Source organism: Pseudomonas sp. PAMC 29040 (assembly GCF_003994535.1).
Taxonomy (GTDB): Bacteria; Pseudomonadota; Gammaproteobacteria; order Pseudomonadales; family Pseudomonadaceae; genus Aquipseudomonas; species Aquipseudomonas paraversuta.
The window spans coordinates 40,326-55,603 of the sequence record NZ_RZAA01000001.1 but is presented as its reverse complement, the minus strand read 5'-3'; the positions used below and the strand labels follow the sequence as shown (position 1 = coordinate 55,603).

Genomic DNA, 15,278 nt, shown 5'->3' with positions numbered 1-15,278 from the left:
AAACGGCTAAAAAAACGCTTCAGGGCTTGATGTGCATCAAAACCGGATTAAACAGTCTATCGGTATGTAACAAAAGGCTTAGCGCCACAGAATATGGATGATAGGTTTAAACACGAAACACTCGCTAAAACATCTGCCGGAGATTGTTCTCTGGCTGTTTAAATTCAGAGCAAAAGGAAGTGCTCCATGAACAAAACACGCGACATGCACAAGGTTACCTTCCCCAATGCCTGCCAGCTGATGCGCTGGCATTTTCATCCAATGGGTTTCGAGGCGACCATGGATGCGCCGGGAAGCCTGGTTGCCCGCCTGTTTGATCGTGCCAGTGGCGAAACCCTGATCGCCATCGCCGGCATCCCCTGCGCAACCACCATGACCCCGGGTCAGGTGAGCAATATCATCCAGGCGGTGGAAGACGAACTCGAAAGCTTCGTCCCGCCGATGACCTGGCAGGCGCAGGCCTGACCGCGCCGCCTGCATCGCTGGCAAGCCAGCTCCCACAAGAAATCTGACCGGTGCATGACTTTTTGGGGGTGGGCTTGCCAGCTCCTGCAGTAAATCTGAGTGGCACCTGCCACCTGTAGGAGTGGGCTTGCCCGCGATGGCATCGACCCGGTCTACCCACCTGACCTTGCCGCCTGAATCGCTGGCAAGCCAGCTCCCACAATAAATCTCACCGGCACATGACTCTGTGGGAGTGGGCAAGCCTGCTCCTACAGTAAATCAGAGTGGCACTTGCCACCTGTGGGAGTGGGCTTGCCCGCGATGGCATCGACCCGGTCTACCCGCCTGACCTTGCCGCCTGAATCGCTGGCAAGCCAGCTCCCACAAGAAATCTGACCGGTGCATGACTCTTTGGGAGTGGGCTTGCCAGCTCCCACAATAAATCTCACCGGCCCATAAATCTGCAAGCCAGTTCCTGCAAAAGGTCTATCCGGCGGGCTCAGATACCTTGCGCAGATCCTCAAAGAATACCTTGCCCCGAGGGATGCGGTCTGAGGCCCTGGGGATGTTCGGACCCTGGGCATCCGGGTTTTCCAGATACCAGTAACAATGCGTCACCGCCCGGGTAATGCCCACATAGGCCAGGCGCAGGATTTCATCCTTCTGCGCCGTATCGTAAGGGTCCGGGTCACCATCCTTGCCCAGGCCCGCCATGCGATAGACCTGGTTTTTATACGGCGAAGACGTCAGGTGCTGACAGTCACCCAACAGGAACACCGCGTCAGCCTGCAAGCCCTTGGAGCTGTGATAGGTCAGTTGCTTGAGCCGACGGTCTTCAGGCGCCAACCTAGAATCCACATTAACTACCGACTGAATATCCTTCTCAATCAATAACTTATCGCTGCTTTTTCGATACAACATTAAGACGCTATCCCCAGCGTTGTAATGTTCAATCAACCGCGCTGCCAAAGCCTGGTCATCGCGGCTCAATACATTCACCGGTACTGGCACCTTGGGCTCGCCACTGGCTTTGGCCCGTTTGCCGGCAATCGAAGGTGCTGCACGCACGATATGCTCGGCAGCATCGATGATGTGCTGATGGCTACGAAAGTTGTCGCTGAGCATCACCCGGGTGGTGGCGGGCGACGGGAATTCCTTGTTGAACTCCATGAAGTACTTGGGCGAACTGCCGCGCCAGCCATAGATCGACTGCCAGTCATCACCCACACAGAGTAACGATGAACGCTGGGCACCACGCCCGACATGCATCGCCGGGCCTCGACTGCGGATTTCCCGCAGGCTGGCCCTTAACCAGGAAACGATTTGCGGCGAAACGTCCTGGAACTCATCGATCATCAAATGCGACAGCGGGCGCAGTTGCTCATGGCTCAGCAATTTGAAGTTTTGTGGGGTGTTCTCGCCGAACAGCGAAAACATGCGGTTATAGGTCATCACCGGCGGCGACTGTGCCAGCAAGTGATCTTCCAGCGCGCGCCAGTAAAGGCTCAGGGCCTCGAAGAAAAATCGGTCCGGATCATCGGCGGCAAATGCCATGTCCCCCACGGCCGCGGCAACGTCCAGCCCCAGGTTCTCTATAAAGCTGGCAGCCGCGACAAAACAGTCCAGCAACGGCGCCGAACTCAGTTCGCCCTTGAGCTTGTAATCAAAACCCGGACCCGCACTGGCATCACCCGCCAGCGAGGTAATAACACGCTTTGCAGCATCATAGCTTTCCAGCCAAATCAAAGGCTTACTGCAAAAAGCTCGAAACAGAGTGCGCTTTACTGCCCATTCGGCGCGCACGCTCAACTTGGCCCCCGGCCTGCAGATTTGCGGGTTTTCCCGCGGATCAAACCCGAGCACCACCCACGCATCCAGTTGCGGCACATACCCGTGGCAATGGAACTGCGCACCATTGATTTGTACGGTTTCCCGGCTCGGCTCAATGCCCTGGATCGGCCAGGCGCCCGCGGCAAACCACAGGTCTTCGAGGGTGTCACACAACTCTTCGTCGCGCTTGGCGGCCAGCTCGGTCACTGCCATGCGTTTTTGCACATCCGGGTGATCGCGTTCCAGCTCCTTGAGTTGCAGGGCATGCCGGCAGAGGGGTGCCAGGGTCTCGCGAAAACGCTGATCCCGGGTGTAAAGCCCGTGATAGCAGGCATTCAGTTGCTGGCGCTGGGCATCATTGATCCGCAGATCAAACGGGTTGCTGTCGCTGTCATCGTCATTGAGCAAAGTGCGCGTGCTCAGGGTCTCGAATGCCTGCAACTGGCTGTAGCCGGGTAAGCTGCGGACCATGGGCAAGATCCGTGAATGGAAAGTGCGCACCACATCCCGCGCTTCCTTGAGGCTCAGGGTGCGGCCCCACAAGGCAAAAATGGATTGCAGTTTGCTGATGAAGTCCTTGCGCGACTCGCGGGTGAAGGTCACCACCGTCATCGAACCGAGTTCAAAACCCAGGTAATGGCTGAGCAGCAGAATACGCAGCACCAGCGATGTCGACTTGCCAGCCCCGGCCCCGGCAACCACCGAGGTCGAAGGTGTATCGCTGAGGATCATCTTCCACTGGGCGGCACTGGGCTGTGCCTGTTCGGGCAGGATCGCCGCAACATCGGCCTTGATCTGCTTTTTCAGCTCGGCGGTCAGCGGCAGGCGCCAGTCATCGAACAGGTTGTCGTCGATGCCCGGCGCACGCAGCACCTGCGGGCGGGTATCACTGATGAACAATACTTGCCGGCCTTGTTCCAGCCCCTCGGCATGCCCTTCTTCAAAGCCATAATCCACCCCGGCGCTGTGCCCGCTGCGAAACCCGTCGGCCTGACCCTGCAACCAGGAGGCGGCATGTTGCGCACGTAAATGGTTCAGGCCGCTGCCAAAGAGTCTGGCGGCCAGGCGCTTGAGCAAGGGTAATCGGGTTAGAGGGGCGAGTTCTTCGGGCAAATCGGGAATGTGTTGCGGCACGCTGACTCCAGGGTGTGAGGCTGTCCGGGCGGATGGGCTATGGTCGCTGCATTGCGCCAAGATATCTAGGAGAATCAGCTCTTTAGAGCATTTTATGAAAGTAGGCACGGATGTGTTGACGGAAAAATACATCTAACAAATAGATAGTTTTAAAGCATATTTTCAGCTTTTTATCGATATGTTCTTGATGGAAAATCACCCCATCAGCAACCGGGTAACCGTCCACAGCGCACGGGCCACCTGAACAGGAGAAGCATCATGCTTGAACTCAGACCCTTCAACACCCTGGGCGGCGCAAACCACGGCTGGCTGGACGCTCACCATCACTTTTCGTTCGCCGAATACTACGATCCGACCCGAATGAACTGGGGCAACCTGCGGGTGTGGAACGACGATGTGATTGCCCCCGGTACAGGTTTCCCGAAACACCCCCACCGCGACATGGAGATCATCACCTATGTCCGCGAAGGCGCCATCAGCCATGAAGACAACCTGGGCAACAAAGGCCGGACTGAAGCCGGCGATGTGCAAGTCATGAGCGCAGGCACCGGGATTGCCCACAGCGAATACAACATGGAGTCGACGCCGAGCAAAATCTTCCAGATCTGGATCATTCCCAATCAGCAAGGTGACGCACCGGCCTGGGGCGCCAGACCCTTCCCCAAAGGCCGGCGCGAAGGCTTTGTAACCCTGGCCAGTGGCAAGGACGGCGATGACCAAAGCTTGCGCATCCGCGCCGATGCACGCCTGGTGGCGGCCAACCTGAAGGCCGGGGAAACAGCGGAGTATGCACTGGACAGCGGCCGCCGGGCGTATCTGGTGCCTGCCACCGGGATGATTGAAGTCAACGGCTTGCGCGCCGGCGCCCGGGATGGAGTGGCCGTGGTTGATGAGACCCGGTTGCGAGTCACGGCCATTGAAGACAGCGAGATCGTGCTGGTGGATATCGCCTGATTGATGACTTGAAAAAAGGCCGGCACCTTCAGGGGTGTCCGGCCTTTTTTATAGCCTGCACGCTTGCGCCGGCCGTGCCGGCGACAGGCTTCAGCTCAGGGGATTGTCGATCTGGATGTAGAGAGAAAATGCACCCAGCACCAGCCAGAAACAGGCGAACAACCAAGGCGAGCGCACGGAAAACATCAAGGATTTTTTATACCCCTTGTGGGTGGACTCCATCTCGCAAAACAACGGTGATTCATCGTAGGCCATGCCCATGACCGGCTGACTGCTGAGCAGTTCGCTCTGTTTGAAGTGCCAGTGATCGATGATGTCGTAGGCCGCCCGGATCCCCGGCCACGCATTAAGTGAGATCAGTATCCCGAGCACCGCCAGCATGGGCGGTACTGTGAGGGTGAAAAACTTGCCCCACTCCGGGTTGAGGTTAGCCATGCAGGATGCAAAGGCGATCACCAGAAATGACTGGGCCGCCAGATACGCATCGGTGCGGTGGGACAGGATGCTGGTCTCGTACTGGATTTCACGCCGGTAGAAATCCAGCCGGTCCTTGGGCGAGCCGAACATTTTGGCATCGTGCTCGCTCTGAATCTGTAACTCACTGTGCGACGTAATTATTTTGCTCATCCGCAGCGCCCGGGCAATGTCTCGAACACTGTTGGATAGAGCCGTCCATTACAAAGTTCAGCCTGTGACACAGCTCGCTGCAGGTGATTTGCGGCGCTGGATCAGATACCCCAACACAGCCAGGGGAGCCGTGGCCAACATCACCTCAACGGTGATCTGCAGGGGCTCGGTGATAAAACCCGACACCAGCAGGCTACCGAGAAAACACAGACCCAGTTGCAGGGTGTTTTGCAAAGCGGCGGCCTTGCCCGAATTTTCCGAAAACGGCATCAGAGCATGGGCCACGACGATGGGGTAGCTCGCGCCGTTGACCAATGCCATCAAACAAAACGGGATAAGCAACGTGGTCAAGGTCGGCTCGGTCATTGTGGCAACGCAGTACAGGCCCACCATGCTGATGCAATACGCCAGCAACAGCCACGGCAATAGCGTGTGGCCCTTGATCCGCTGCAAGGCACTGCGGCAGCTGTAACCGCCGATCATGAAGGCCAGGGTCGGAAACGCGTAGCTCAAGCCGATATCACTGGGGCTGTAGCCCATATCGCCAAGGATGAAAGGAGAAGCCGTCAACCAGGCAAAGAAACTGGCCGAGCAGGCGGCAAAGATCATCACGTTGCCGCTGAAACCGGGCGAGCGCAGCAGCTGCCAATAGCTCACTTTAGAGGTGACGATTGTTGCCGGGGCGCGGGCTTTTTCTTTGAGCAACAGGGTCGGCACTATCAACAGCACCGCCAAACCGAGCAACACACTGAAAATCGCCTGCCAGCCCAAATGGCTCAGCACCACAGCCCCCAACAGCGGTGCCAGCGCAGGCGACAAGGCCATCAACGGCATGATGCTGGCAAATACCCGATTGGCTTTATCGGCCGGGAAGCGATCGATTACCAATGCTTGCCAGGTCACAGCCGCCGCGCAGATGCCGATCGCCTGGATAAACCGCAGGCTCAGGAGCAACACACTGTTATCGACCCACAACATCCCCAGGCACCCCAGGGCAAACATCGACAGCCCCGCCAGCAGCACCGGCTTGCGACCCAGACGGTCAGACAGCGGTCCCCAGAGCAATTGGCCAAAGGCAAAACCGGCCAGAAAGATGCTGAGACTGGCGCCAACCGCGCCGGAAGACAGCCCCAGCTCGCTGCGCAACGTGCCGAAGGCCGGCAAGTACATATCCATGGCCAGGTAGCCCAGCATGCTGAGCCCCGCGAGGTAACAGGTAAAACCAAAAGAGTTTTTCATGGGCTTCCAAAACTTGCCATCAAACAATTTGTTGACTGGCGTGCATTATCCATCTGCACATTTGCTTGTGAAGCGATAATAATTGCCTAATGACATCAATAATTTTGAAGGCAAGCCATGTGGTCTGAATACTCGCTGGACGTAATCGATGCCGTCGCCCGCCACGGCAGCTTCAGCGGTGCCGCCCAGGAGCTGCACCGTGTGCCTTCGGCCATCAGCTACACAGTGCGCCAACTGGAGCAGTGGCTGGCCGTACCCCTGTTTGTGCGTCGCCATCGCGATGTCGAGCTGACCCCGGCCGGACAGGTGTTTGTCAAAGAAGCCCGTGATGTGATGAAGAAAATGCTCGGCACCCGGCGCCTGTGCCAACAGGTCGCCAATGGCTGGAGCGGCCAGTTGCGGGTGAGCGTGGACTCGATCATCAAACACCCGCGCTGCCGGCAAATGGTGATCGACTTTTATCGGCACTTTCCCGATGTGGAGCTGATTGTTCAGTACGAGGTATACAACGGAGTGTGGGATGCGCTGGTGGATGGGCGTACCGACCTGGTCATCGGCGCCACCAGGGCAGTGCCGGTGGCAGGCAGTTTTGCCTTTCGCGACATGGGCTTTCTGCACTGGCTGTGCGTGGTCAGCCCGCAGCATCCACTGGCCCGGGTTGACGGCTTGCTCGGCGATGAGCAACTGCGCCCCTACCCTTCACTGTGCATGGACGATACCTCGCGCAACCTGCCCAAACGTGACACCTGGACCCTGGATAACCAGCGCCGGATGATGGTGCCCGACTGGACTACGGGGCTGGCCTGCCTTAGCGATGGACTGTGCGTGGGCATGGTGCCTGCCCACCTGGCCCAGCCCCTGATCGAGCAAGGCCGATTGCAGGCACTGCATCTGCAACGCCCTTTCCCGGCCAGCCCCTCATGCTTAGCCTGGGTACAGAACAATCATTCTCCGGCGATGAACTGGTTGCTGGAATATTTGGGGGACACGCCCACCCTGAGCCAGGAATGGCTTAATGATGCGGGCGCTGAGGAGTCATGAACGAACAGGCCGGGGGCTGAGCCCGGGCCATCATCAGGGCCGTGCAGGCCGGATCTGAAATCGTCATAAATTGAGAATTAATTGCGTTTTGCATACATGCTTTTCACGCCACTTTCACATCGACTGGCCTAGATTGGATCCACTCCTTTTGTGAATCCCATTTGGCCCGCTCCCCTCAGCGGGCCTTTTTTTGGCCCTGATTTAACAGGCCTCAATCATCCAGCTGTGCAGGAGCCTTGACCGGTTTTGCAGCCTTGCCCGGCTTGCCGGCCGGCGCTGTTTTATCCGGCGTCACCACCTCGGCCTGGGCCTGAATCTGGTTTTCGGCAGCGGGCAAGGCGTCTACGGTTTTGAACAACTCAGCGAGGTTTGCATCACCCTCGGTTTCGAGCTTCTTTTCGCCATCCTTGCCAATCAGAATCACTTTGGCCTTGTCGATAATCATCCCCGGCTTGAGTCCGCGAATCAGCGACATCGTGCTCTGGGGTTCAAGGTCTTTGCCATCACGTTTGCCGGTAATGCCAACAATCGTATAGAGCACCATGTTGCGCTCTTCGAAGCCCTTCTGATTGGCCGGATCGGCCAGCGCTTGCTTGAGTGTGGTCAGGGTTGGATCGACTTCTGTACGAGCGACGATGATCAATGGGCGAAATTTGCCGCGATCCTGTTCAAGGGGGCTTGGAACTTCAACAGCCTGCGCCATGCCAGTCACCAGCAGGCCGGTAAGGATCAATAAACGGATAAACATCCAGAACTCCTTTTATTAGCGGACCGGGTTCGTGGGTGTGCTGCCAATACCTTGAAACCCGTGGCGTTGAGCTTGTCATTCAAAGCGTAGGCCACGGGCTTGATCACGCAACCGGGTACCCGGACTTTGCCTTTCAAGCCTGTTTTTTGCAACAGCATCCGGATCTGTCGCCCATGGCGAAATGCTCATCACAAGCCATGCCCGGCAACCAGAAACCTGGCGCCCCAAGGCTCAAAGCGATTTGGCCGGCGACCGGTTTTTCGCCCTAAAGTGACGCACCAGGGCGACCACCACCATCAATACGATAACGCCCAGGGCAATCGGCAAACGATAGGGTTTGAGATCCCCCAGCAAGCCCTCGAGAAACTCTCCGGCCCAGTACCCGCCGCTGGCGAACAGCGTCGCCCATACCGCCGCGCCCACCAGGTTGATGCAGGTAAACTTGACCGGTGAAACCTGGCTTGCACCAATGACCATCGGCCCCACCAGACGCATGCCATACAGAAAGCGCACGGAGAAAATCGACGCCGTAGGGTACTTGTTGATCAACTGCGTCACCCGCTCGATGGCGGCTTGATGCTTGTGCAGTTTGGGCAACAGCCGGGCACCGAAGTAGCGACCGGTCCAGAACAGCAACTGGTCACCCAGCATCCCGGCCAGACTCGCATACATAATGACCGGCAACAGCTTGAGCACATGTTGATGGGCTGCCATGCCCCCCAGAATCAGGATGGTTTCACCTTCCAGCAAACAGCCGATAAAGATGGCCAGGTAACCATAGGTCGCCAGCAAGTAGTTGAAATCGATGTGTTCAAACATGTGCACTCTGTAGCTCCATTGGAAGAGAGTATTGCTGCATCCAGCCGGCGCAATCTAACACGCAGCCAGTCAGTGCCGGTGCCTGTGGTGAATATCCGGAAAGTGCGGATGGCTATGCCGAACGGGAGAATGCACATGCCCATGGCTGTGGGCGGCACCCGGCGGTACATCCTCGGCATGCTCATGCTGATGGTGCTCATCGTGGGTATGGCGATGGGTGTGCTGCAGCGGCTGGTGTTGATGCATATGCTCGTGCCGCTCGGTGAGGTGCAGCCAGACCCCGAACAGCATAAACGCGGCGGCCAGCCAGAACAGCAGCGAGACTGATTCCCCCAGCAGCACAATTGCAATCGCAGCGCCCAGAAAAGGCGCGGTCGAGAAGTACGCCCCCGTGCGCGCCGCACCCAGTCCGCGCAAGGCCAGCACAAACAGCACCAGGCTCACGCCATAGCCCAGAAAGCCGATCAATAAAGTGGGCGTCAGCGCCACCAGAGGCGGGATTTTGGCCCCCAGGGTCAATCCGATCGCGCAGTTGACCAGCCCTGCAAACAACCCTTTTACCCCGGCAATAAAGAGCGCATCGCAAGCCGATACCTTGCGTGTCAGATTGTTGTCCACCGCCCAGCACAAACAGGCAAACGCCACGGCCAAGGGCCCAAGCCAGGATTGCGCGACACCCGCTGCCTGGCCGGACGGCCACGACAAAACAATGCCACCGGCAATAATTGCCAGCATCCCCACGACAATCCTGCGGTCTGCATTTTCCTTGAACACTACCCACGCCAGCACGGCAGTCAGCACGGGTTCCAGATTGAGCATCAATGACGCCGTGGCGGCACTGGTCAGAGTCAGCCCCACCATCAGTGCGACCGGGCCAAGAATCCCGCCGAACACAACCGCCCCGACCAACCACGGCCATTCGCTGACACTCAGCCCGGACCTTTTCCAGCCCCGATCGCGAAGCAAACGCAGCAACACCAGGCCTGTGCCGCTGCCCAGATACAACAGCCCGGCCAACAGCACTGGCGGGATTTCTGTGCCCAGCAACTTGGCCAGCGGGGTACTGGCCCCGAACAGCGCCGCCGCCGCCAAGGCATAAATCACACTTGTATTCATCACATCCACTTCTGTTTCAGTCGTGCAAGCAGCCTAGACCAGCGCGCAGGCAACGCGACCTGAATCAGCAGCAGCCAGCGGCAGCACTTGGCATTACCCCTTGGTACCCACGGCTTTCTGGCAATGGACGAGCCATATCCCCCCTCAAACCCCCACTGGTTACCTAGCCCTATGATTTTTCGACGGTTTTATTAAGCCAAGGAGCAAAAAAAACTCACTCAATCAGCACTAACCAACTTGCCTCATCGGTGCAGGCTCTATATATTCGTCCACCTGTCACGCAGGCTCTTGAGTACTTTGATCCCGAAGCACCTTCCTTCCTGACCCGCTTTATAGCGCTACCGCCCGAATGGCGAAATTGGTAGACGCATGGGACTTAAAATCCCCCGTTCGAAAGGACGTGCCGGTTCGATTCCGGCTTCGGGCACCAAACAAATCAAGGGCTTGCATGAGATTCTTCGTGCAGGCCCTTTGTTTTTGCACCGCAAAAATTCAAACCGCTGCGCAATTCCTTTTTTACCCCTCCCCTGGCGTCCTGCCGAATGAACACAAACCCGAAATAACTCATGTCCACTACAACGGATTTGCAATCAGAGCTGGAAGCCTTTTAAAGCCGTGGTCTGGAGCCTGCTTGGCGTTCCATTAGCACCGACATTGCGCAAATCTGGAGCAACAAGGATAATGCTAATCATTATCAATTGTTGCTATTGGTTTGTCCTCTCATGCCTGCTCCCGATTATTATGCCCTGCATCTAATGTACAGCGAACATAACGGCTGGCTCAAAAGCTGGTTGCGCGCCCGCATGGGCAACGCCGCCGATGCAGCAGACCTGGCCCAGGATACCTTTGTGCGTCTGCTGACCTCCCGCGACGTCGAACAGATTCGCGAACCGCGCACCTACCTGAGCGCTATCGCCCGGGCACTGATGATCGACAAATTCCGTCGCCGCGCCTTGGAGCAGGCTTACCTCGAAGTCCTGGCCCTGCGCTCGGAACCGCTGGATATCTCACCTGAAACACGCCTGATGATTCTCGAAACCCTGGTAGCCATCGACACCATGCTTGATGGCCTGGGCGAGCGTACGCGGCAGATATTCCTCGCCGTGCAATTGGAAGGCCTGAGTTATGTGGCCACTGGCGAACGCCTGGGCGTGTCGGTGACCACCGTCAAGAAACACGTGATCCGCGCAATGACCCATTGCCTGCTGCTTACGGAAGACTGATGGCTGCGCCCCTGGATCTGCTCACCCTCGAAGCCGCAGCCACCTGGTATGTGCGCCTTAACAGCATGCCGCCCACAGAGGCCGATCAACAGGCCTGGCGCCACTGGCTGGCCGCCAACCCACAGCACGCGCGAGCGTGGGCACGGGTAGAAAAACTGCAAAGCCAATGGGCTCGGTTGCCCGCAGACGTGTCACTGCCGACGCTGGCCGGGGTAAAGGCCCGCCGCCGCGCTGTGCTCAAGACCCTTGGACTGTTGCTCGCCGTGGGCGGCAGTGGCTGGCTGGCCACCGAGCATCTGCCCTACCAGGCGATGCTTGCCGACCAACGCACCGCCACCGGCCAGCGTCGGCACATGCGTCTGGACGACGGTAGCCAACTGGACCTCAATACCGACAGCGCCGTAGACATTGCCTTCAGCGCCGACTTGCGTCTGATCCGCCTGCACCGCGGCGAAATCCTGGTAGACACAGCCAGCGATAGTCGCCCGTTTATAGTCGAAGCCCCCCAAGGCTCGGTGCGTGCCCTGGGCACGCGTTTTGTCGTGCGTTGCGGGCCGACGTTCACCGATGTGTGCGTGCTGGATAAGGCGGTAGAGCTACGCCCTCTGAATCATCCTTCACGGGTTCAGTGCCTGAATGCCGGCCAGCAGGCCCACTTCGACCGCGACCAGATCAGCGCCGTGACCCCCTCCCCGGCAGGTGTCGGTGCCTGGAGCCAAGGCATGTTGACTGTCATCGAGTGGCGCCTGGGGGATTTTATCGCCGAGCTCAGCCGTTACCGTCGCGGCGTGCTGCGCTGTGCCCCGTCCGTTGCCAGCCTGCGGTTGAGTGGTGCATTCCGTATCGACGACACCGATACCATTCTGGAAAACCTCAGCCAATCCCTGCCGGTCAGCGTACGTTTCGTGACGCGTTACTGGGCCAGTGTCGAAGCGGCCTGAAGTTTTTTGCGAATTATTCCCATCCCGGGTTGCCGATTCCTATTTTCGTTCGGCCATGTACAGAAAGCAGCGTTTACGACTGCTTGCCTGCCCTGCCAACGGAAGGAAACCTGTATGTCACGATTCACCCTCAACGCCGCCCGGCCGCTTGCGCATGCCGTTCACCTGGCTGTGGCGCTTGGTGTATTTTCGGCCTTGAGCCTGGCGCCAACCCATGCGCTGGCGCAAAACCAGACCCACACTTACCAAATCAATGCGGGCTCGCTCGGCGCGGCGTTGAGCCTGTTCGCGACAGCGGCCAATGTCACGCTGTCGTTCAACGCCGAGCAGACCCAAGGCATGACCACACCGGGATTGAGCGGCACTTATAGCACCGACGAAGGCCTGGCACGCTTGCTCGCGGGCAGTGGCTTGCAGGCTCAACGCCAGGCTAATGGTGCTTATGTGCTGGTGCCCGTGCCCAAGAGTGATGAGCTGCAATTGGGCGCTACAACCATCTCCGGCCAGGCCCTGGGCTCAGTCAGCGAAAACACCGGTTCCTACACTACCAGCTCCATGAGTACCGCGACCAAACTGGCGGCCTCCATGCGCGAGACGCCGCAATCGGTCACGGTAATCACTCGCCAACGCATGGATGACCAGAACATGCAGTCTCTGGAGGACATTTCGACATACACCCCAGGCCTGACCATGCGCAAAACCGGTGGTGAGCGCCCTGAGTTCTATTCCCGCGGTTCTGCCATCGACAACATTATGATCGACGGACTGCCAGTCGCGTATGATAGCGACACCCTTGGCACCTCGACCCTGGCGATGTTCGACCGGGTTGAAGTTGTGCGCGGTGCGTCGGGCCTGATGCTCGGTGCCGGCAACCCGTCCGGCACCCTTAACCTGATCCGCAAACGGCCCACTGTCGAGCCGCAAGTTTCTGTCACCCTGGGTGCCGGTTCATGGGACAACTATCGCACCGAAATCGATGCCAGCAGTGCCCTCAATTCCAGCGGTTCGATCAGGGGCCGCGTAGTCGGTGCCTTCCAGGACAAAGACAGCTTTACCGATGGCTACAGCAGCAAGCGCCAGTTGTTGTACGGCATCACCGAGTTTGACCTGAGTGAAGCCACTACCCTGACCCTCGGAGCGTATTACAACCGTGAGGACAACCCGGGGGCCGACTGGTCAGGCATTCCGACCCGTGCCGATGGCACGTTCCTGCCAATATCCCGTTCGACGCGCATGAGCCCGAACTGGACCTACTGGAACAAGAAAAACACCAGCGCATTTGCCGAAATTGAGCACCGCTTCGACAACGACTGGAAACTGCGCCTCAATACCACGTGGCTGCGAGGCGACCTGGACATGCTGGGCACCAGTTTCTATCGACTGGATCCCAGTGCAGATCAGTTGAACCTGAACGTGGGCCGCTACACCTACCAGCACACGCAAAAAAGCGTCGACGGCTACGTTTCCGGCCCCTTCACCCTGCTTGGTGCGACCCACGAACTGGTGCTCGGTGGCAGTTATCGAAATGATAAAACCGACGATGGCCCCGGCGGTGGTTTCCTCAACGACCCGAATATCGTGCTCGATCCATCAAACTTCGACTATCACGGCGTAGAGAAACCGGCTATCAACTACAACTGGTCACGCAAGGGCAAGGTCGATCAATACAGCACTTACGCCACCGTACGCTTCCATCTGCGCGACGACCTAAAACTGATCCTCGGTTCACGCCTGGACTGGTACGAATACGAACAGAACACTATTTCCGGCGATTACACATTCGGCGCCGACTACAAGGCGACGCGGGAATACACCCCCTACGCCGGCTTGATCTACGACATCAACGATACCTACTCGGTGTACACCAGCTGGACCAGAATCTTCCAGCCGCAAGCGAACGTGGACTTCCAGGGCAGCCTGCTGCCGCCGGTCACCGGCACCAACCGCGAAATCGGGATCAAGGGCGAGTACTTTGACGGTGCGTTGAACGCCAGCCTGGCCTACTTCCAACTGAACCAGGAGAACCTCGCCCAAGGGCTTGATGCCTGTGCCGAGGGTGTTGCTTCCTGCTCCGTGGCCTCCGGCGAAGTGGAAACCAAAGGCGTTGACCTTGAACTGCAAGGCATGCTTGCCCTTGGCTGGCAGGCCTCGGCGGGCTACACCTATGCCGGCGCCAAGAACGTCAAGGGCGGCAGCGGTCGCTTCGACAGCGACACGCCATACAACCTGCTTAAGCTGTCCACCACCTATCAATTGCCGGGCGATCTCGAAAAATGGTCGATCGGCGGTTCATTCCGCAGCCAGAGCAGCACATACACAACCTACGGCGTATCTCAGGGCGGCTACAGCATCGTCGACCTGATGACCGGCTACAACGTGAACAAAAAACTCAAGGTGCAAGCCAACCTGAACAACGTGTTCGACAAGCATTACTACCAGAGCATCAGTAACCCGGCGGGCGCAAACATCTTCGGCGACCCGCGTAACGTGGCCGTGACCATGAAGTGGAGCATGTAAGCTACGCACTTCTGAGAATGACAACATCCTGCTTGGGCAGGTGTTGTCATCCGGACGCTGAACCGCCCCGTATTCTCTAGACACCTTGCAAGCTCATTGCGTAACGTGCTTGGTCACGGGCTGCCAGCCACTGCTCAAGGGCAAAGCGCTTGCCCTGCTCGCCCGGCACTAACGCGGCGTTGGCCAGATTTGTGCGCTCTGTTTGGAGGGCGGCGTCCTTGGCGGCCAGTCGCCGTTCATAAGCGTTGGCCTGCCATGCCCATGCGGCCCACGCGCTGCCAGCCATCAGGGCCAGGATGATCAACTGCACCCCGCCCCACTTCGCCGCATCGATCTTCACGCCAACACCTTGAGCGCCCGGGCGTACAGCGCCTGCCGATAGGCCGCGCCATCCTGGCCAACGTTGATGCGTTAATACCTGCTCAACAGCAGCCATTCCTGAAGGTGTGGGTTCGACCAAAATGGACGCTCAAGCTCTGGAGATGCGCAGGCGCATACATTCATGTATTGCCATAATATATGGAAATGCATATATTCGTTTATCCATATGTTTCGAGCCTTGAAGTAATGACTTCAAGGGCGGTGCTCTGCTGACCTTCCCGGTTTAGTCGATCACCCTTTGTGCCCTGGCTCGGCGCCTCAGCC

At 58.1% G+C, this 15,278-nt stretch carries 13 protein-coding genes and 1 tRNA gene; 7 read left to right on the top strand and 7 right to left on the bottom strand.

Going from position 1 to position 15,278, the window contains the following annotated elements:
- Positions 1–186 precede the first annotated feature (186 nt).
- Positions 187–465 (top strand): DUF1652 domain-containing protein, encoded by a 279-nt coding sequence (locus tag WG29040_RS00230; RefSeq protein WP_003445856.1) that lies wholly within the window; start codon positions 187–189, stop codon positions 463–465.
- 465 nt (positions 466–930) lie between these two features.
- On the opposite strand, the gene WG29040_RS00225 is transcribed toward WG29040_RS00230, so the two are convergent.
- Positions 931–3,408 (bottom strand): UvrD-helicase domain-containing protein, encoded by a 2,478-nt coding sequence (locus WG29040_RS00225; RefSeq protein ID WP_127195336.1) that lies wholly within the window; start codon positions 3,406–3,408, stop codon positions 931–933.
- A 258-nt stretch (positions 3,409–3,666) separates the two neighbouring features.
- On the opposite strand from WG29040_RS00225, the gene WG29040_RS00220 reads away from it, so the two are divergent.
- Positions 3,667–4,362, top strand: coding sequence for a pirin family protein (locus WG29040_RS00220; RefSeq protein ID WP_127195335.1), 696 nt, complete (start codon positions 3,667–3,669; stop codon positions 4,360–4,362).
- A gap of 90 nt (positions 4,363–4,452) precedes the next feature.
- Here WG29040_RS00220 and WG29040_RS00215 read toward each other — a convergent pair whose 3' ends face one another.
- Positions 4,453–4,989: a hypothetical protein gene (locus tag WG29040_RS00215; protein ID WP_003445860.1), complete on the bottom strand. Its 537-nt coding sequence runs from the start codon at positions 4,987–4,989 to the stop codon at positions 4,453–4,455.
- Positions 4,990–5,046: 57 nt separating this feature from the next.
- Positions 5,047–6,228 (bottom strand): purine nucleoside transporter PunC, encoded by a 1,182-nt coding sequence (gene punC, locus WG29040_RS00210; protein ID WP_010657170.1) that lies wholly within the window; start codon positions 6,226–6,228, stop codon positions 5,047–5,049.
- 117 nt (positions 6,229–6,345) lie between these two features.
- On the opposite strand from punC, the gene punR reads away from it, so the two are divergent.
- Entirely contained in the window at positions 6,346–7,269 is a 924-nt protein-coding gene (gene punR, locus WG29040_RS00205) for a DNA-binding transcriptional activator PunR (protein WP_003445862.1), read from the top strand.
- Between the two features lie 211 nt (positions 7,270–7,480).
- On the opposite strand, the gene WG29040_RS00200 is transcribed toward punR, so the two are convergent.
- The 3 genes from WG29040_RS00200 to WG29040_RS00190 all read right to left on the bottom strand — a co-directional run bounded on the left by WG29040_RS00200 (position 7,481) and on the right by WG29040_RS00190 (position 9,952).
- The gene (locus WG29040_RS00200) at positions 7,481–8,017 is read right to left on the bottom strand and encodes a DUF4174 domain-containing protein (protein WP_003445863.1); all 537 of its coding nucleotides are present in this window, start codon (positions 8,015–8,017) and stop codon (positions 7,481–7,483) included.
- A gap of 231 nt (positions 8,018–8,248) precedes the next feature.
- A complete protein-coding gene (locus tag WG29040_RS00195; protein ID WP_003445864.1) occupies positions 8,249–8,836 on the bottom strand; it encodes a DedA family protein in 588 nt (195 codons plus the stop codon).
- A 69-nt stretch (positions 8,837–8,905) separates the two neighbouring features.
- On the bottom strand, positions 8,906–9,952 hold the full coding sequence (locus WG29040_RS00190) for a DMT family transporter (RefSeq protein ID WP_003445865.1): 1,047 nt from the start codon (positions 9,950–9,952) through the stop codon (positions 8,906–8,908).
- A 343-nt stretch (positions 9,953–10,295) separates the two neighbouring features.
- Here WG29040_RS00190 and WG29040_RS00185 point away from each other — a divergent pair.
- From WG29040_RS00185 to WG29040_RS00170, 4 genes are all read left to right on the top strand, one after another.
- Positions 10,296–10,382, top strand: a tRNA-Leu gene (locus WG29040_RS00185).
- 292 nt (positions 10,383–10,674) lie between these two features.
- The gene (locus WG29040_RS00180) at positions 10,675–11,175 is read left to right on the top strand and encodes a sigma-70 family RNA polymerase sigma factor (RefSeq protein ID WP_003445866.1); all 501 of its coding nucleotides are present in this window, start codon (positions 10,675–10,677) and stop codon (positions 11,173–11,175) included.
- Complete coding sequence (locus WG29040_RS00175) at positions 11,175–12,116, top strand: FecR domain-containing protein (protein WP_127195334.1); 942 nt, start codon at positions 11,175–11,177, stop codon at positions 12,114–12,116. The genes WG29040_RS00180 and WG29040_RS00175 overlap by 1 nt, the downstream gene beginning before the upstream one ends.
- Before the next feature lie 114 nt (positions 12,117–12,230).
- Positions 12,231–14,633: a TonB-dependent receptor gene (locus tag WG29040_RS00170; protein WP_127195333.1), complete on the top strand. Its 2,403-nt coding sequence runs from the start codon at positions 12,231–12,233 to the stop codon at positions 14,631–14,633.
- Positions 14,634–14,709: 76 nt separating this feature from the next.
- Here WG29040_RS00170 and WG29040_RS00165 read toward each other — a convergent pair whose 3' ends face one another.
- Complete coding sequence (locus tag WG29040_RS00165) at positions 14,710–14,973, bottom strand: hypothetical protein (protein WP_010657174.1); 264 nt, start codon at positions 14,971–14,973, stop codon at positions 14,710–14,712.
- Positions 14,974–15,278: the final 305 nt, after the last annotated feature.